This window comes from Psychrobacter sp. TS_SC_6 (assembly GCF_056156305.1).
Genome location: NZ_CM149590.1, coordinates 172,656 through 190,628 on the forward strand (window position 1 = coordinate 172,656; position 17,973 = coordinate 190,628).

The 17,973-nt window shown below is 42.7% G+C and carries 14 protein-coding genes and 1 pseudogene; 8 read left to right on the top strand and 7 right to left on the bottom strand.

The features are described 5' to 3' along the window. Positions 1 to 5: 5 nt before the first annotated feature. A complete protein-coding gene (locus AC0J5Y_RS00740; protein ID WP_475131089.1) occupies positions 6 to 1,313 on the bottom strand; it encodes a flavin reductase family protein in 1,308 nt (435 codons plus the stop codon). Positions 1,314 to 1,669: 356 nt separating this feature from the next. On the opposite strand from AC0J5Y_RS00740, the gene ettA reads away from it, so the two are divergent. After that, the gene (ettA, locus tag AC0J5Y_RS00745) at positions 1,670 to 3,331 is read left to right on the top strand and encodes an energy-dependent translational throttle protein EttA (RefSeq protein ID WP_325243654.1); all 1,662 of its coding nucleotides are present in this window, start codon (positions 1,670 to 1,672) and stop codon (positions 3,329 to 3,331) included. A gap of 144 nt (positions 3,332 to 3,475) precedes the next feature. Here the strand turns inward: ettA and plsB are convergent, their stop codons facing one another. Beyond that, positions 3,476 to 6,268 (bottom strand): glycerol-3-phosphate 1-O-acyltransferase PlsB, encoded by a 2,793-nt coding sequence (plsB, locus tag AC0J5Y_RS00750; RefSeq protein ID WP_475131090.1) that lies wholly within the window; start codon positions 6,266 to 6,268, stop codon positions 3,476 to 3,478. 247 nt (positions 6,269 to 6,515) lie between these two features. Between plsB and ybaK the strand changes: the two genes are divergently transcribed. Both ybaK and AC0J5Y_RS00760 read left to right on the top strand, forming a co-directional pair. Then, positions 6,516 to 7,004, top strand: coding sequence for a Cys-tRNA(Pro) deacylase (gene ybaK, locus AC0J5Y_RS00755; protein ID WP_475131091.1), 489 nt, complete (start codon positions 6,516 to 6,518; stop codon positions 7,002 to 7,004). Positions 7,005 to 7,084: 80 nt separating this feature from the next. Beyond that, on the top strand, positions 7,085 to 7,459 hold the full coding sequence (locus tag AC0J5Y_RS00760) for a 5-carboxymethyl-2-hydroxymuconate Delta-isomerase (RefSeq protein WP_475131092.1): 375 nt from the start codon (positions 7,085 to 7,087) through the stop codon (positions 7,457 to 7,459). Between the two features lie 102 nt (positions 7,460 to 7,561). On the opposite strand, the gene AC0J5Y_RS00765 is transcribed toward AC0J5Y_RS00760, so the two are convergent. Then, on the bottom strand, positions 7,562 to 9,382 hold the full coding sequence (locus tag AC0J5Y_RS00765) for an acyl-CoA dehydrogenase C-terminal domain-containing protein (RefSeq protein WP_475131093.1): 1,821 nt from the start codon (positions 9,380 to 9,382) through the stop codon (positions 7,562 to 7,564). A 407-nt stretch (positions 9,383 to 9,789) separates the two neighbouring features. Between AC0J5Y_RS00765 and AC0J5Y_RS00770 the strand changes: the two genes are divergently transcribed. Beyond that, positions 9,790 to 10,920: an FUSC family protein gene (locus AC0J5Y_RS00770; RefSeq protein ID WP_475131094.1), complete on the top strand. Its 1,131-nt coding sequence runs from the start codon at positions 9,790 to 9,792 to the stop codon at positions 10,918 to 10,920. A gap of 56 nt (positions 10,921 to 10,976) precedes the next feature. Here the strand turns inward: AC0J5Y_RS00770 and aroE are convergent, their stop codons facing one another. Next, the gene (aroE, locus tag AC0J5Y_RS00775; RefSeq protein ID WP_475131095.1) at positions 10,977 to 11,843 is read right to left on the bottom strand and encodes a shikimate dehydrogenase; all 867 of its coding nucleotides are present in this window, start codon (positions 11,841 to 11,843) and stop codon (positions 10,977 to 10,979) included. A 428-nt stretch (positions 11,844 to 12,271) separates the two neighbouring features. On the opposite strand from aroE, the gene AC0J5Y_RS00780 reads away from it, so the two are divergent. Together AC0J5Y_RS00780 and AC0J5Y_RS00785 are read left to right on the top strand one after the other, a co-directional pair. Then, positions 12,272 to 12,928, top strand: coding sequence for a hypothetical protein (locus AC0J5Y_RS00780; RefSeq protein ID WP_475131096.1), 657 nt, complete (start codon positions 12,272 to 12,274; stop codon positions 12,926 to 12,928). 3 nt (positions 12,929 to 12,931) lie between these two features. Further along, a complete protein-coding gene (locus AC0J5Y_RS00785) occupies positions 12,932 to 13,927 on the top strand; it encodes an aminotransferase class IV (RefSeq protein WP_475131097.1) in 996 nt (331 codons plus the stop codon). Positions 13,928 to 13,966: 39 nt separating this feature from the next. On the opposite strand, the gene AC0J5Y_RS00790 is transcribed toward AC0J5Y_RS00785, so the two are convergent. Next, positions 13,967 to 14,731, bottom strand: a complete 765-nt coding sequence (locus AC0J5Y_RS00790) for a DpnI domain-containing protein (protein ID WP_475131098.1) — start codon at positions 14,729 to 14,731, stop codon at positions 13,967 to 13,969. A 169-nt stretch (positions 14,732 to 14,900) separates the two neighbouring features. Between AC0J5Y_RS00790 and mltG the strand changes: the two genes are divergently transcribed. Next, positions 14,901 to 16,184: an endolytic transglycosylase MltG gene (mltG, locus tag AC0J5Y_RS00795; RefSeq protein WP_475131099.1), complete on the top strand. Its 1,284-nt coding sequence runs from the start codon at positions 14,901 to 14,903 to the stop codon at positions 16,182 to 16,184. 111 nt (positions 16,185 to 16,295) lie between these two features. Next, positions 16,296 to 16,973, top strand: coding sequence for a dTMP kinase (gene tmk / locus AC0J5Y_RS00800; protein WP_475131100.1), 678 nt, complete (start codon positions 16,296 to 16,298; stop codon positions 16,971 to 16,973). A 99-nt stretch (positions 16,974 to 17,072) separates the two neighbouring features. Here the strand turns inward: tmk and AC0J5Y_RS00805 are convergent. Then, positions 17,073 to 17,456: pseudogene (locus AC0J5Y_RS00805) on the bottom strand (transposase family protein); the annotation flags it as partial. 8 nt (positions 17,457 to 17,464) lie between these two features. Next, on the bottom strand, positions 17,465 to 17,905 hold the full coding sequence (locus AC0J5Y_RS00810) for a transposase family protein (RefSeq protein ID WP_475130068.1): 441 nt from the start codon (positions 17,903 to 17,905) through the stop codon (positions 17,465 to 17,467). Positions 17,906 to 17,973 lie beyond the last annotated feature (68 nt).

Below are 17,973 nucleotides of genomic sequence, written 5' to 3' on the forward strand. Positions count from 1 at the left end.
ATTTCTTAAATATCCAATATGACATCAGTCATTGGTACATTAATGCAGGTCTGGATAGACTCATAGCCATCATTACTTATCTTACCGGTTTGAATGTTTTTGACCCTACCGCTGACCTTATTACAGCGACACAGCTGACAGATACCTTGTCTGCAGCCGTGGCTCATTCGAATACCAGCGCTCTCAGCACCCAGTAATAACGTGGTACTACTGTTATATTGACGTTGTCGTCCACGTAAATAGATGGTTTTTGCTTCGCTAGTAGCGGCTTCTTTGTCTGCTTTATCTCTAGTAGAAAACATATAATCGAAGCTTTCTATCGCACTAAAGCTCTCTATCGTAACGTTGTCACGCAGCTGCTTGCCATGTGGCAAGTTAATTTCATCGCAAGCGCGGTACAAAGCTGCTAATAACGCTGGCGAACCACAGGCAAATATCTGTGTATCTATCAATGGTAATTTTAATGCTATTAAAGTTTGCATGCTCAAATGTCGCGAGCCTGCCAGATACGTATTGGGGTCTTTAGTATTAATAAGATGATAAATAAATGTTGGATATTTAGCAGCTAGCTGCTGCCATTGATTCTGTAATAATGATTGATAGAAATTTGTACGATTATAATGTAGCAGCGTTACTTGATACCCATTTTGCAGCGCCTGCGTAATCAAACCTAGCATTGGCGTAATACCACTGCCGCTAGCGATAAATAATAGTGGTACTGGTACAGAGGTAAGAGATAACGGTTTGCTTATCTGCTGTACTTGCTGTTCTAATACTGTATGAGCTAGAGTAAATTCACCAATGGGTAAACTGCTATTAAATATAGTACCCAGTGCTGCATATTTGCTTAAGTAATCTGAGACTAGACCTTGAGGCTTAATAGCAATAGTTATGGTCGAGGTAACAGCCTGCGGTTGCGACTTTTCATCAAAGCTATCCCTATCGAAGCTATTGTTAAAGTTATCTTTATTTCCATTAGAGTTTTTATCGTTGTCCTCATGCCACCATAATGTCTGCTGTGGTAGACCAACCAATGAATAGTTGCGTTGATGATAAACACCATCAAGAAGTACGCTTAAATTAATATGTTGTCCGCCATGCCAGCCATCGTGTGAGCTATCACTTGAACTAAAAGCTTGCTGTTTAAAGGCGCGGTTAGGCTCAAATTGTAGCGCAATCAAGTCATCACTGAGTGTACGGCGTGCTATAAGACGCAACTTAGGCACGGTTAATGACCAAAATGGGTGCAGGCGCGTACTGATAAAATCAACAAACGCTTGTTGGATAAATTCAGGGCGATAGCCAGTCGTCATGGAATGCCTTTTTATAAAACTATTTTTATTAAGATTAACTAATATAATAGAGACTATTGATTAATTTTGCGAAGTATTTGATGCTGTTTTTTGTGGTTTTTATAAAACAGCAATGAATTAGAAAGATACAGCAGTAAGCTGAACGATAATTTTAGTAGAAGCTTTTATGCAAAATGCTTGCAGCTTTGTGATAAAAGGCATGAAACAAGCTATAAAACAGCCAGTTAGCTTGCAGGGGTTGCGCCACAATGCGATAATGACAATCAATGAATACCCCTGATTTTGAGGTACAGCGTACTTGACAGTATTGTTAAGTCTGCTTGTTTATCTCTTTTATGCAGTCTATCGGAGTGTTAATGGCTCAATATATTTACACGATGAACAACGTGTCAAAACTTGTTCCACCTAAGCGTGAAATTTTAAAAAATATTAACTTATCTTTTTTCCCTGGCGCCAAAATTGGTGTTTTGGGTATCAATGGTTCAGGTAAATCAACCTTGCTACGCATCATGGCGGGCGTGGATACTGAGTTTAGTGGTGAAGCTCGTGCGCAAACGGGTACCAAAATTGGTTATTTGCCACAGGAACCGCAGCTCGATGACAGCAAAGATGTCCGTGGTAACGTTGAAGACGGTATGCGTGAGGCATTAGATGCGCTTGCTCGTCTGGATGCTATTTATGCCGAATATGCTGAGCCTGATGCCGACTTCGACAAGCTTGCTGAAGAGCAAGGTAAGATGGAAGACATCATTCAAGCATGGGATGCGCATAACTTAAATACCCAGCTTGAAAAAGCGGCTGATGCACTTCGTCTGCCACCTTGGGACGCGGATGTCAGTAAACTATCAGGTGGCGAAAAACGCCGTGTGGCACTATGCCGTTTGCTCTTATCACGCCCTGATATGTTATTACTTGACGAACCAACCAACCATTTGGACGCTGAGTCAGTGGCATGGTTAGAGCAGTTCCTGCAGAACTATAGTGGTACAATCGTTGCCATTACCCATGACCGTTATTTCTTGGATAACGTTGCGCAGTGGATTTTGGAGCTTGACCGTGGTCATGGCTATCCGTATGAAGGCAACTATACTGAGTGGCTAGAGCAAAAGAACACCCGTTTAGAGCAGCAGAACAAGCAAGAAGAATCGTTTGCTAAAGCGCTGAAAAAAGAGCTTGATTGGATTCGTAAAAACCAAAAAGGTCAACAAGCCAAGTCTAAATCTCGTGTGCAGCGTTTTGAAGAGTTGAACTCGCAAGAATTCCAGAAACGCAATGAAACCTCTGAAATTTATATTCCACCGGGTCCTCGTTTGGGTAATAAAGTTATCGAAGTGAACGATATCTCCAAATCATTTGGTGATCGTTTACTTTATGAGAACCTGAGCTTTAACGTCCCAGCCGGTGCTATCGTCGGTATTATCGGTCCAAATGGTGCGGGTAAAACCACGCTATTTAACATGATTACCGAACGCGATACGCCAGACACTGGTTCAGTTGATTTGGGCGAAAGCGTAAAAGTCGCTTATGTTGGTCAGGTACGTGACAACTTAGATGATAGCAAAACGGTTTGGGAAGAAATCTCTGATGGGCTTGATATTATTACCGTTGGCGACTATACGACGCCAAGCCGCGCTTATATTGGACGCTTTAACTTTAAAGGTTCAGACCAGCAAAAGCACGTCGGTCAATTGTCTGGTGGTGAGCGTAATCGCTTGCAGTTAGCTAAGACATTGAAGCAAGGCGCAAACGTATTGCTCCTTGATGAACCATCAAACGATTTGGACATCGAAACCTTACGTGCGCTAGAAGATGCGATTCAGGTCTTCCCAGGTACTGTCATGGTCGTGTCGCATGATCGCTGGTTCCTTGACCGTATCGCGACCCACATCTTGGCATTTGAAGAAGAAGGCCCAGTTTGGTTCGATGGTAACTACTCTGAGTTTGAAACGTATCGCAAAAAGACGATGGGTGATGATGCCAATCCTAAGCGTATGAAGTATAAGAAAATTTCAACTTAAAACTGTTGTTTAGAAGATAATTACTTAAAAAAGACAGTTACTTAGAAATTTCAAATTTTAAGTAATAAAAAAAGACCTCTAATCGTTAGAGGTCTTTTTTATGCGTTATCATTTTTTGTGTATTATTATTAAATAATTTAAAAATTAACGCTTACGCCCGAATTTACGCTGCTTTTTATTACTGATTTCAGTAATGGCATGGGCAATTTCTTCTTCATTGAGACTGGCAACTTGATGCAAAATTTGCATCATTTCAGGTCTCAACACATATTTTGCATGATGAGCAATATCATTGATACGTTGATCAAAGGTTAAAATGCCGGTTTCTACATCTTTTTGCAGATAATCTAAACGAGTCAATGCACCGAGGAAACTGGTAAATAGCGCGCGATCAAAGAAGTCAGGAATATCATCAGCGTATAGCACTGATAAACGTTGACCAAGCAGATGACATAAATCAACCACTTCATTTTCGGTTAAGTTGCCTGAGCCTTGTTGAGCGAGTAGAGCCAAAGTCATAAAGTAGCGTTCAAGACTTTGTTCAACCGGCGTGGCAAGCACTTGTAGCTGCTGGTAGCATCTGCTATTGGCTTCAGGGACGCTGAGCATACCCTCGCCCAATTTTACAACCAAACCGTGAGCAATTAAACTGTCAACTTTTTTGTTCAGGATATCCGCCAAGCCATGGGCAGGATAATATAAGAACAGCTCGCTTTGTAAAAATGGGTAGAGCTGCATGGCGATATTGTCTAGACGGCTACGTTCGATACGACCATTACGGGCAACTAAAGCCGCTAAGAAAGACAGGAGAATAAAGACATGCAAAATATTATTGCGGAAATAACTCAGCAGTGCTGCTTGTTTACCTGCAATCTGAATGATATCGCCCAAGATATGAGGAATACGTTCAATAAGTTTTAACTTAATGCCATAATCAATAATTTGCTGCGGCGACATGTCGGTGACGACCGTATCACTTGAATATGGCAGCTGTTGAGCCAAACCTTGATAAAGGGCAATTTGCTCGCGGCAAATATCTTCATCGAGCGCCGATTTTGGTGCAGAGAGTAACACCAGTGACAGTAAGGATACCGGAGTAACCACTGCTGCTTTATTGATATGCTGCATGACTTTGACGCCGATATTATCAACCATGGCGCTGGCTTTATCATCGAGCGGCGTATCGGTGCGATCAGCAGGTAAGCTATTTTCTGGTACATCAAATTTGGCCATAAAATCGGTTAAATGTAGCGGTGTACCAAAGCTTAGGTGTACATTACCAAAAATACGTTCAATCTTGCGACCGACTTTGAGGAGTCCAAGTAATGATTCAGACTCTTTTGGCTTACCTTTTAGCTCACCGATATAGGTGCCACCTTCCATGATGCGCTCATAACCGATATAAGTCGGAATAAAGACTACTGGCTTGTTACTCTGACGCAATTGGCTGTGCACGGTCATTGCTAGCATACCCATTTTCGGTGGTAGCAAACGTCCTGAACGTGACCGCCCGCCTTCGATAAAGTATTCAATCGGCGTATTACGAGTAATAAGCGTGTGCATGTACTCACGTAAAACTGCGGTATAAAGCGCATTACCACGGAAACTACGACGTATATAAAAAGCCACTGCACCGCGTAATATTGGACCTAAAACTGGCACATCTAAGTTATCACCCGCCGCGACATAAGGAATACTCAAGCCGCGTTTATAAATGACATAAGACAGTAGTAAGTAGTCAACATGGCTACGATGACAAGGTACATAGACCAGCTCATAATCTGCTGCCAGTTCACGTACGCGCTCGAAGTGATGGACTTCTACACCATCATACAGTTGCGTCCATAACCACGTTAAAAATTTATAAAAACCACGGATGATGGCATGTGAGTAATCATTGACCATCTCATTAGCATAGCTCTTTGCAAGTAGTCGCGCTTCACGAGGGCTAGTACCGGTCTCTGCCGCTTCTGCCTCTATTGCATGTCTAATGGCAGGCGAGTAAACCAGCTTATCTACTAAGTTACGTCTGTCTGATAAGTCAGGACCCAGCATACTGGCGCGCTGTTTGTCCAAATAAATATTCAGCTGCTGTTGCAATGAGCGTACAAGCTCACGATTGCCATCAGCCGCAGCTACCACAGTATAATTTGGCGCTACACCAATTGTATTTTCAGTGGCGCTATTTTTAGCATCACTGGCATTCGTATCAAGAGTAGCAGATTCAAAGATCACGGAATTTAAGTCAGTAGGCTCATCATCATCGTCTTTAAGGCTATCATTAATAAGGGTACGCAAATCTTGCGGAGGATGGAACTGTATAAAAGTATCGCGTCCCATCACACCAATATTGAATAATTGCTTGGTAATGCTAGGATCTTGCCAGTTATCAGCCGTTAGCAGTTTAAATAAAGAATCCTCTTTTTCAGGCGCACGTCCCCAGAGAATAGATACTGGTACTAAGCGTACTTTTAATTCTGGATACTGCAAAACAGCAGAGACCAGACGTGATAGGCGGGGCGATAGTTGGTTTTCTTTGGCATGTGGGTGATGTAAAAATATAATGGCAGCATTTTCTTTGATGTTATGAGCACTGTCATTTACCCCAACCAATGCTGGCGGTAATTTATGTTCTTGCGTTTGCAGGTCAATCAAAATACTGTTGGAGCGCGAATAATCTTGCAGCACATAAAATCTTAACGTCTGATCATCATGATCAAACTCTGGCAATTCGCCCAAAAGCTTTGGTTTTACTGCTACATCTAGCATCTGCCCTGAGATTTTACGGTACAATTGATTAATTGGTGCGTTAGTATAAGGCGTGGATATAACAGGGCTGCCATCAATTTTTGGCGTGTCTGACGGTTCAGTGTCTGGCGTATTACCGCTGACCACTGGTGCTTTAAAAATCCGTTTTTTTAAGAACTTCGGTATCATAATCGGTATCAAAATTAGTCAAATATATTGCCCTTATAATGCCATAAAAGCCATCAAAGCGATATATAGTGTCTGTAGATACTACCAATATTAATAAGCTCTGGTTACTGTGCGGTAAGATATGCGCTGCATAAGCTATTCAATGATTTGAAAAGTAAAGTATTTAGGGTCAAAATGGTTTTGTACAAAACATACTATCTTGTATTTCTGCTTACTTATTAACGTCACTTAATTCAGTGAGAGTATTATGACGCCAGCTATCAATCTCGCCAAACAACGCGCTCTCGATTATCAACTACACGAATATATCCATGATAGTAACGCTGCCTCTTTTGGGTTAGAAGCGGCCGAAAAACTGGGTGTTGATGTGACACAAGTTTTTAAAACCTTGGTTGTATTGACCGATACAGAAGCACTCGCCGTTGCTATCTTGCCAGTGGATAGAACCTTAAACTTTAAAAAAATGGCTAAGGCGCTATCTATTAATAAAATGCTGGTCTGCAAAAAAGTCCAAATGGCAGATCCTAAACAGGTCGAGCGTAGTACCGGCTATGTGCTGGGCGGCGTCAGTCCATTGGGACAAAAGAGACGATTGCCAACTGTTATAGATGAGTCAGCGCAAACACATTCAACCATCTATGTGAGCGGTGGTCGCCGTGGTCTAGAGATTGAACTGCCGCCAGCACAATTAGCGACGACACTTACAGCGCGTTTTGCCTCTATTACCGATGATTGAAAACTGCTGATTGTCAGATATATTCAGCCTTTAAAGCTACTTACTTTTATTTTTTACCCATATTGTATAAGGATATAATCATGCCGCATTTAACCATTCAAATGACACCCAATGTCAGTATTGCTCACGAAGAATCATTCCTTAAAGCGTTGAATAAGATCCTGTGGGACAGTGGACACTTTGGTAAAGCAACAGATATTAAAGCGCGCATTATTCCTGTTGAAACGTTTTTGGTGGGCGTTGAAGATGATGAGCCAGTCAATGGCTTTATTTATGCACATCTAAAAATCATGAGCGGTCGTGATATAAGTATCCGTAATCAGCTTGCTGAGCAATTGGTGACTATTATAGAGCAAACGCTGGGCGCTGAGCAATCAGGACGCGCATCGTTACAAGTATGCGTAGAGGTTGAAGAGATTAGCGCGGTGTATCATAAGAAAATGTTAAATGCGTAACTGAATTTATCAGTTACTTGCTAATACAATAAAAAAAGCGCCTAGTGATTTAACTAAGCGCTTTTTTATTTATAGCAGTTATAGACTAGCTTTTAATCAATCCTAGTCTAAGAAAGCAAAGTTATCAATGTCCATTGCTGTCATGCTGCTGCTTGGTGCAACCATGCCTTCGGCGTGACCTGAAGTACGTGGTAACAGCTTATCAAAATAGAATTCTGCCGTTTGGATTTTAGCTTTGTAGAACTCTGGTGATTCTGTACCGCCATTTTCAAGCTTGTCATAAGCAACCGCTGCCATACGTGCCCAGTGATAGCCCATCATCACATAACCGGAGTACATTAAGAAATCATCAGATGCTGCTGAGATGATTTCACGGTCTTTACGTGCCATCAGCATCAAGCGTACTGTCAGGGTGTTCCACTCAGCACAAAGCTTGGTCAATGCCCACACAAACTTACGCATGTCTTTGTCTAAGGCGTACTCGCCACACCATTTCATGATGCTTGAAGTATAATCGCGAATGATTTTACCTTTAGACTGCAAGATCACTTTACGACCTAGTAGATCTAATGCTTGGATACCAGTCGTACCTTCGTACATGGTCGCGATACGAGCATCACGAGCGATAAGCTCCATACCCCATTCTTTGATATAGCCATGACCGCCATAGACTTGCTGACCGTGTTTAGCGGCTTCAATACCTAGCTCAGTCAAGAAGCCTTTTAAGATAGGCGTATAAAAGCCAAGCTTATCATCCCATTTTTCAAACTCTTCATCATCGCCATTGATGATGCCTTGGGCCATTTTATCTGCATAGCGTGCTGAATGATAAATCATTGAACGACCGCCTTCAGCAAAGGCTTTTTGGGTCAATAGCATACGGCGTACGTCAGCATGATGAATGATCGCATCAGCAACTTTTTCAGGATCTTTCGTGCCTGATAAAGTACGCATTGAGCGACGATCTTTGGCATATGGTAGGGCATTTTGGAATGACAATTCAGTGTGCGCCAGACCTTGGATGCCAGTACCAATACGGGCAGTGTTCATAAAGGTGAACATGGCTTTTAGACCTTTGTTCGGCTCACCAATTAAGTAACCAACGGCATCATCAAAGTTTAGGACACAAGTCGCTGATGAGCTGATACCCATTTTGTGTTCAATAGATCCACAAGAGACGCCATTGCGCTCGCCAATTTCGCCTTCAGCATTTGGCAAAAATTTCGGTACGATAAATAATGAAATACCGCGGGTGCCTTCTGGCGCATCCGGCAGACGTGCTAAAACAATATGAATGATGTTTTCAGTTAAGTCATGCTCACCACTTGAGATAAAAATCTTAGTACCACTAAGCTTATAGCTGCCGTCGTCTTGTGGAATAGCTTTTGACTTTACTTGACCCAAGTCTGTACCACATTGTGGCTCAGTTAGACACATAGTACCTGCCCAAGCGCCTTCGACCAATTTATGTAGATACGTCTCTTTTTGCTCATCCGTACCATACTGCATGATGGTATTGATACAGCCGGTTGATAAACCAGGATACATAGCCCAAGGCCAGTTAGCCGTACCGATCATTTCAGCTTTGATAAGGTTCAATGAGGTCGGTAAGTTCATACCGCCGTATTCTTCAGGGTAAGAAATACCTTGCCAGCCACCATCAATAAACTGCTGATATGCTTCTTTAAAGCCTTTAGGCGTAGTCACTACACCATTCTCAAAATGGCAACCTTCTTCATCCGCTGGCTGATATAAAGGTGCCAAAACGTTTTCGGCAAAATCTGCCATCCCTTGAAGAATCATATCAACGGTTTCAGGATCTGCATTTTCGCCATTGTCCAAATCTTTATAATGCGTTTGGTAGTCAAATACATCATTAATTAAAAACTTGATATCACGTAAAGGTGCTTTGTAAGTTAACATAGTCGTTCTCTTTAGTTGTTCGCTATCATAGACGGTTGACTCAGTTTTTAAGCCAGAGTTTATGAAAACGATTTTAATTATTTGGAATAAAAACAGAGAATATCTTGAGTCAATGGGTGGATATGTTAAGGCTAGCTTGTCTATTTTGGAAACTGTTAAGTTATCCTTGATAAAAAACAGTCATTACGCATTGATGCAGTATAAATCTTATATGGCGACAAATATATAACTAATAACTAATATTCATAGTTTATTAGTATAATTACAACATTAAGTTATTACTGTGTCAATGAGCTTTTTAACCTCATATCTTGCTAAACCATTATCCACTATAAGAATAGCCGTATGATCAAGGCGAACGGTAAGCCCATTATTCTAATGCATTTACGATATAAGGAAGGCCTTGTATGACTCCATCAAAGTCCAAGGCAAAGCGGATGCCTTGGCTCACAATACTGTTGACTCGCCTGAAGTTTTTGCTAGAGGGGGAGCTTGCTCATTTGCTGACAGTCAATCAAAGCAAGAGACCGTGGCATATGCCCATTATCGCTGCCATTACCATCAGTTTCCCCGTATTCGTGGGTGCTTACTTTGAGGCTTTGCCATCAGGTATCAAGGCGTCTTTAGGGGCAATGGTCATCTTGAATTTGCCTCTAATAGGCAAGCTGCCTTATCGTTTAGTGACTTTGATGGCATGGGGCTTTGCCATGTCGTTATGCTTTGCATTCGGCTTGGCGGCACAGCAAGTGCCTATTCTTAGGCTGCCAGTGTTTATGCTGATAGCCTTTGGTGTGGTTATATTTGGACGTTATTATCGCCAGCCGCCGCCGCCAGCTGGCTTGTTTGTGATGATGGCTGGGGCGCTAGCATTATTTATACCCTTGCCATTAGAGAAAATCATGTCTTCCACTGGGCTTGTGATGCTGGGCAGTGGCTTTGCCCTCATCATGGGGCTACTGTATTCGCTATTTTTATTAGCGACGAGTCCTGCTACGCCTACGCCAACTTATAGTTATGAGCCTGATACCATCAGTGAAAGCATTATTGTCGCAGGTTTTGTCAGTTTGGCACTCTTGATTCCCTTAATGCTAAATATGTCTAATCCGTACTGGGCAGCGGTCAGCTGTTTTCTGATCATTCAGGGTATCCACTTACGGACGATGTGGATTAAGCAACTACATCGTTTGCTAGGGACATTGGTAGGCGCGGGTCTGGCGAGTTGGATGCTATCTTGGGGGCTGTCGATATGGGGTATTGCTATTTCAATATTGGTTATGATGCTTTGTATTGAATCCTTGGTAGATCGTCATTATGGACTAGCCGTTGTATTTATCACGCCGCTGACGATATTTATTGCAGAATATGGCAGTGGGTTGCCGCTTACGTCAGCGGTCTATCAAGAGGTCACGCACACACGCTTGTTGGATACACTACTTGGTTGCATGGTGGGTCTTGGCGGCGGGGTTGTCATGCATTCAACGAATTTGCGTGTACCGCTGCGCCGTATAGAAAAATGGCTACTGATACGATTTGGTTAATATAAAAACGTAGATTGTTTTTATATTAGCTAGTGGCTGCACTTAAGTAATATTTCTTATATTGATGTTTTCTCTAATGCTGCAGTCGCTTGCGCAACATCAATAACACATCCTGTCCAACGCTCAAAACTTAACGCCGCTTGCCCGATCAGCATGCCGTAACCATCCGATGTCTGAGCGCCACGGGTAGAAAAATGTTGTAAAAATGGCAGCTCACGTCCATACATCATATCGTAAGCATATTGGCAGTTTAGCTTATCGGCTAATGGCAAGGTTTCACCTGATAGTCCGATGGATGTGGCATTGATGATGATATCAAAGTCACCACTTAAATCAGCCGTCGCATAAGTCTGAATAGTATGTTGATTTATCTTTTCGTTTGCGGTGCTAAGTTCATCAACTAAAATTTCTGCCTTACTCACTGTACGATTGGCGATGGTCAGCGTTTCAATGCCAGCCTCTATCAGTGGCAATACCACGCCGCGCGCTGCGCCGCCTGCGCCAATGATTGCCACGCGTGCACCGCTCAACGGCCAGCCTAAACGCTGCATATGATTGACCAATCCTTGACCATCAGTATTGTCACCAAATAATGCCTCTACTGGTGACACACCTTTTGCCAATAGTCTTTTATCTAATAGTAAAGTATTGACCGCACCAGCCACTTTGGCATGTTCAGATAAGCCGCCTCGTGCCGCACAGCATTCATATGCGACTTGTTTAAAAGGCACAGTCACATTAGCACCCACGCCGCCACCGTGAAAAAACGCTTCTACCACTGCCGTAAAACTTGCCGCATCATTTGGACAATATTGTCGTTGATAACAGATATCAAGTTCAGCTTGTGTGCCGAATAACGTATGGATTTCAGGAGACTTGCTGTGGGCAATTGGATTACCAATAACGATAAAGTGCTGGGTCATAAAGGCTCCGCTGGCGGTACAGGGTATAAGTAAGGGTGACAGAGTAAGGGTGTCAAAGCGTACTTATCATAAGGGATAACGCGCCGTTTGACAAACCTGAAGCTATGGATATAGCTAACTGAGTCGGGGTGAATTTTTATGACGTTAGCGTCTTAACAAATCTGTACTCTCTGCGAGTGTTATCCGTAAGGTAAAGGGTGGTCAAGCGCTAAGCAGTTGGGTAAACTAGAGGGCATGAAAAAGTAACCATATTGTTTTTCTCTGTGCTTTTTTAATGTGATTTGTAGAATATTTAAATAGAAAAAGCGTATGTATAAAATTCAGTGATAGCAAGACTTTAATAACAGACACTATTCATTATCAGCGGCATATCTAGCTGCTTGTTAATACCATTTTCAGAACTATCTTAAAGTGTGAGTAAGTTGCCCATGTGGAATAACACCCTACAGACCCTTATGGTCAGTACGATAATGGCAGTTGGCGTGTCGTTAAGCGCCTGTGATAACAATAAAAGCAGCAAAGTATCAACAGAGGAGGTAAGTGCTGATAAGCAGACCGTCTCCGATACGCCAAAAGCCCCTGCGCCAAATGCTGATTTAGATGGTGCTACTGCCCAAGAGGGCACCCCAGTCAAATATGATGTCGCGTCATGGGGTACTAAGAAAGTCGAGTCGCTTCGTGTCGATCAACTAGACGATATCAAATCAACGCTTGGTAAAGTGGTCAGCACCGATGAAAATAGCTTGGATTATGCCAGTAACCCTGCGTCCAAATACCGCTTTATGAATACCGAAGCGCCTTATCTAGATCTCATTGACTCTGAAAAGTATCTCGAGCTTGGTTGGTATTTTGCCAATCCTACCGACTCTGACAAAGAAAAAGAGCTGAGTCAAAACCACGCCAAAAAATCCTATCAGCTTGCTCGTCAATTGATGGGTGATGAGGGCGGTAAGTTGCTGGCTGATATGCTAAATGGTCAAATTGTCAAAAATACAGTCATTGGCGGACAAAAAGTAGAGCTGGCAAAATGTGAATTCTACAGCTGTATGCTCATTCTCAATAAATCTGCCAGCCAAAACAACTAAGTCATGCAGCCTTTAAATAGCTGGGTCTGTTTATCGGCATTAGACAAGCAGACCACCGTCGCGACCGCTTCCTTGGACAATCGCGGCTTGGCATACGCCGATGGTTTTTTTACCACCATGGGCGTTATTAATGGGCAGATACTGTGGGCGGAGTATCATCATCAGCGTCTCATCTCTCATGCGACTGCCTTGCAGCTTGATGTAGACCACTGCTCTTTATTATCTGCCTTGCAAGTGCATGCGCAGCAGCTACAACAAGGTATGTTAAAGCTTGTCATCACACGCGCCGCGCAAGATATCCGTGGTTATGGTTATCTGCCAGGTGAGTGTGGTAGCGCGTGTGAGATTTGGCTAAAATCCTTAGCGATGAAGGTTACCACTATTGAGCAATTGCCGTTGGCTGGTAATATTTTTGTTCCGATACAGCCTATGAGCACTGCTGTTTGTTTATCTTCGCAAATCGCTTGTCTGCCGCCGTCACTTGCCGGACTTAAAAGCTTAAATCGTCTGGATAATGTGTTGGCGAGTGCGGAGTTGCAGGATATCAAAGCTCGTTCATTAAACTCTAATGGCTCGCAAGATATCGGTGAGGGCTTGCTACGTGATATGACTGGGTGCTGGGTTGAGGGCACGATGAGCAATATGTTTTATCAATTATCTGATTCACGTTTAGTAGAGTCACCGTCGTCAGAGATGACTAATGCCGTCAACATTGATAAAGGTCGTGCTGATAAAATCCACGTGAATTATTTAACGCAAGGTCAATGGTATACGCCATCTATGGCGCAATCGGGCGTCGCTGGCGTGATGCGGCAAGTACTTATCGATGAGCTATCGACTACCGAAAATCCCGTTATCATCAGGTCGTTACAAGATGAGGATTTACCCCATGTAAGCCAACTGTTTTTTTGTAATGCGCTGCGCGGTATTATGCCAATGACCAGTCTGACGTTACTGTCGGGTGAAGGAGTGAAATTTAAGCGATTTAATCGTATTTAAAAAGGTCAGCCCAGAGCTGAGCGCTATAACGAAAAGCGTTTAATATAATTTTCGATAGTGACCACGGCTGATAAACTCAATAATGCCTTTGTCACGTAATACTTGTAATTGCTGACGGATTTTATCTTGGATGTGGTTGTTTTTAGGATGTTTAAGCTGTAATTCTTCCGCAAATGCATAAATCTGATGGAGAGAGAAATTAGCCTCTAGCTTATCAATACATTGCAATACATCCAGTGTCCAGCCGCGTGAGGCGATAGATTGTGTACGTAAAAATAAGGCTTTTTGAAATTGCTCAGTGACATTATCTCGTGGCATGACCTGCTGGTCTTTGACTAAAAATACTTTTCCTGATTCGGGCACTTTACGCAAGTCAATATTACAGCCAACCCAACCTGCGCGTCTGGCAGTAACGGATAAAGGCTTACGTTTTATAATCATGTCTGGTTTAAAAAACTGTTTGGGAATAATTAAAAAATTATTTACACTCAATGCTTGAGAATAAGTTAAAAAGAAAAAACTGGGATTATCCTCGCTATTGATGCGCTCAATCATAGTGTCATAAGCGCCATCGTTGATAATATTACTTAATGTCGCCTTTTTACTTTTTAGCTCATATTGCTCATCACAGTTTGCACAATAAAAGTCAGCGACTGGTTGATTATTAGCAAATTCAGCCAACGGTTCAGCACTGCAATTAGGGCAATAACTTTGCTTAGCTACCCAATCTTCGCTAAGCACACGAATTCTTTGAGGTTCAGATTTATACTTTTTGGCAAGACTTTGATTGAAATTTAGGTTCATAGCCCGTTTTCTTATTACAGGAAAGATTTGAAGTGATAAATAAGCGATATGAGTATTAAGCCATATAAATGAGCTTAAACGCTAAGTTAATGGATAAGCTAAGCAAATACCATTGAAAAATAGGCAGTTCAATGCTAAATTCTAGCAAACTTCTGCCTCGCGAGTGACCATGAGCACGCCAACCCCTGAAACGCCTCCTGAACGTCCTGATGATACGCTATCGAATAACCAAAAAGGCACTGCTGACGAGCATGTCGATGGGGCACCTTTGAACTCAAAACCAGTCGATGAGACAGGTGCAAAAGAAGTTCCGCCTACCGATATCTCGCTCATAAGCGGTAATAATAAACCACGCCATTATAAAGCCGACAATCCTTCATTCTTTATGCAGCGCGGTTATCAAGCGTTGTTGGTACTTGGGTTGATTGCTGCATTTTTCTTAGTCATGGTTTATCAGACTTTATTTGGACGTATTGAACAGCCACAGCAAATGGTGACGATTGAAAAGGGTCAGACCTATTACGGGTTGCTACCGCAGTGGCAACAGGAAATTCCGCTATTTTCTGCCACGATTGCCAAGCTTTATATGAAGACGCAAGTCGATGGTCCATTGCATGCAGGCATTTACCAATTACCGGAAAACCCTACCATTGCTGAAGCGCTACACGTGCTTGGGCAAGGGGTAAAAGCGGCGATGGTTAAAGTACAAATTATCGAGGGCAAAACCTCAAAAGATTTGTATCAGGCGCTACGTGATAACAAAGGCATCAAGAAAGAAGTGCTGACCGCTGACAGTACGAATGCTAGCATCGCAGGAGCATTAGATTTGGTTGCCATATTGCCGGATGCAGTGATTAATAGTAATGACCCTATCGTTAATCACAATCTTGAGGGCTGGTTTGCCCCTGATACCTATTATTATGGGGAAGGCACCACCGACAAGAAGGTATTGACCGACTTGTATAAGCGCCAACAGCAAGCGCTGACCAAGGCATGGGAAAACCGTGCGCCAAACCTCCCTTATAATACGCCTTATGAGGCGCTGGTGATGGCGTCAATTATCGAAAAAGAAACCAGCGTGGCAGAGGAGCGTCCTTTGGTCTCGGCAGTATTTAGAAATCGCTTGAACAAAAGCATGCGTATGCAGACAGATCCTACCATTATCTATGGTATGGGCAGCCGCTATGAAGGCAATATTCGCCGTAAAGACATTGATGAAAAAACAGGTTATAACACCTATCAAATCGATGGTTTGCCGCCGACACCCATTGCACTGCCGTCAGCGGCTTCTATCGAAGCAACCTTACATCCTGCCGATAGCACAGCGCTGTATTTTGTGGCGACAGGCAATGGCGGGCATAAATTCACCAATAGCTTAGCTGAGCACAATCAAGCAGTTAAAGAGTATCTCGGTGTCATGCGTGAGAAGAAAGCTCAAAAGCCGCCGCAGTAACACTATCTTATGTTGCTATTTATATTGCTTTAAAAAAGCATCATTTATTGAGCATTATCGTTATAATAATTAAAGTAATGATAACGCTCAACAATGACATAAGGTCATATCATGTCAGCATCCATACAAGCGTCTTTTTCTCAAACCACCATTACGTCCATTCAAGGGCGTTTTATTAGTTTTGAGGGCACTGAAGGCGTTGGTAAAACCACGGCGATTGAGCAACTATGTGCGCGTCTGCAAGCGAGCGGCATTGATTATCTGCGCACCCGCGAACCAGGTGGCAGTCCATTTGCTGAACGCTTGCGCGAGATATTGTTAGACCCGGATACCGCTATCAATGATGATACAGAGTTACTACTCATGTTTGCTGCGCGCTGTGATCATATGCAGCAAGTCATTTTGCCAACGCTGCAACGTGGTACATGGGTAATATGTGACCGCTTTACCGACTCAACAGTGGCTTATCAAGGCTTTGGACGTGCAGATGGCGATGCGATTGTCCGTGCCAAAATTGACATGCTTATCGAGCAATTTGTGGTGCAATTACCCGAGCTTACACTGTGGCTAGATCTACCGGTATTAGAGGGCATGGCACGTGCTAATAAACGCAGTTCCGCTGACCGTTTTGAGCAGCAAGCGACGGAATTTTTTACTAGAGTACATAAAGGTTTTAGTGTCCTTGCTAGCGAGCAGCCTGAACGTATCCAGCGTATTGATGCCTCGGGCAGCACGAATGAGGTCAGCGCACGAATATGGCAGACGATCGAAGAGAAGTTGGATATTTAATAGACATTTTCATAAAGAAATAATCTTGCTCCAGTAAAAAGCCCCAATAACTAGTTGGGGCTTTTTATTGATAGGTATTTAATAGACCTCTTGCGAAAGTCATAGGTTAAGCTCGGAATTAACGATACCAGCAAACAGCTTCATTCTAAGATCATAGCGCTGACGACGGTTGCGATATTTATGAGCCACGATTTTGAACAATTTGATTAAGCCTATTTTGTGCTCAACCATAATACGGAACTTTGCCAGATAATGATTCGCCTGTTTGCATATCTCTAATAACTGACCACCACGAGGTTTTTTAAATGGCGTGAAGGTTTGGTTATGTAGTTTTGCTATACCTTGATAACCACTATCTGCTAGATAGTTAGTATTTTCAGGTAACCAGTCAGGACAAGTATCTTTATAGAGCTTAAAATCGTGGATTGACCCTTTGCAGGTTTGCACATCAAGTATCAAGCCTGTTTGCCAATGAACGATAACCTGCGCTTTTAATGTGTGCTGTTTTTTCTTACCGCTGTAGTAGTCGCTTTGGTTTTTTTTGGACGCTCAATTGGGGTTTCGGTCGCATCAACGATGACTACCCGCCAATTGATATCGTCATCGACGCGACATGGCAGCTTTTTGGGCAGTTCAAACTTGCCTGAATCAACCAGTACGTCTTCTACTTTACGAATAATGCGGCTGGCAGAAGACTCATGAATACCAAAGTCCATACTGATGTGGTATAGCGTTCGGTATTCACGCCAATAAGTAAGGGCCAGTAATATTTGTTCCTCAAGACTAAGCGCACTGGGTCTGCCTGATTTGGTCTTAGATAATTCATGCTCTTGCATAGCATCCAGCATTTCATGAAAGGTGGCTTTATGGATGCCAGTATAGCGTTTAAAACCAGCGTCACTTTGTTTGAGTAGCTTATCTATGTTTGGCATGGTTCCTAGCCAGTTATGAATGTATTAGTTATTTTAATTCCCTCTGCTACTTTTGCAAGAGGTCTAAT

Bases quoted from the DNA above. Each gene is read 5' to 3' on its own strand.
- AC0J5Y_RS00740 (WP_475131089.1), bottom strand. From the start codon at position 1,313: ATGACGACTGGCTATCGCCCTGAATTTATCCAACAAGCGTTTGTTGAT.
- ettA (WP_325243654.1), top strand. From the start codon at position 1,670: ATGGCTCAATATATTTACACGATGAACAACGTGTCAAAACTTGTTCCA.
- plsB (WP_475131090.1), bottom strand. From the start codon at position 6,268: ATGATACCGAAGTTCTTAAAAAAACGGATTTTTAAAGCACCAGTGGTC.
- ybaK (WP_475131091.1), top strand. From the start codon at position 6,516: ATGACGCCAGCTATCAATCTCGCCAAACAACGCGCTCTCGATTATCAA.
- AC0J5Y_RS00760 (WP_475131092.1), top strand. From the start codon at position 7,085: ATGCCGCATTTAACCATTCAAATGACACCCAATGTCAGTATTGCTCAC.
- AC0J5Y_RS00765 (WP_475131093.1), bottom strand. From the start codon at position 9,382: ATGTTAACTTACAAAGCACCTTTACGTGATATCAAGTTTTTAATTAAT.
- AC0J5Y_RS00770 (WP_475131094.1), top strand. From the start codon at position 9,790: ATGACTCCATCAAAGTCCAAGGCAAAGCGGATGCCTTGGCTCACAATA.
- aroE (WP_475131095.1), bottom strand. From the start codon at position 11,843: ATGACCCAGCACTTTATCGTTATTGGTAATCCAATTGCCCACAGCAAG.
- AC0J5Y_RS00780 (WP_475131096.1), top strand. From the start codon at position 12,272: ATGTGGAATAACACCCTACAGACCCTTATGGTCAGTACGATAATGGCA.
- AC0J5Y_RS00785 (WP_475131097.1), top strand. From the start codon at position 12,932: ATGCAGCCTTTAAATAGCTGGGTCTGTTTATCGGCATTAGACAAGCAG.
- AC0J5Y_RS00790 (WP_475131098.1), bottom strand. From the start codon at position 14,731: ATGAACCTAAATTTCAATCAAAGTCTTGCCAAAAAGTATAAATCTGAA.
- mltG (WP_475131099.1), top strand. From the start codon at position 14,901: ATGAGCACGCCAACCCCTGAAACGCCTCCTGAACGTCCTGATGATACG.
- tmk (WP_475131100.1), top strand. From the start codon at position 16,296: ATGTCAGCATCCATACAAGCGTCTTTTTCTCAAACCACCATTACGTCC.
- AC0J5Y_RS00810 (WP_475130068.1), bottom strand. From the start codon at position 17,905: ATGCCAAACATAGATAAGCTACTCAAACAAAGTGACGCTGGTTTTAAA.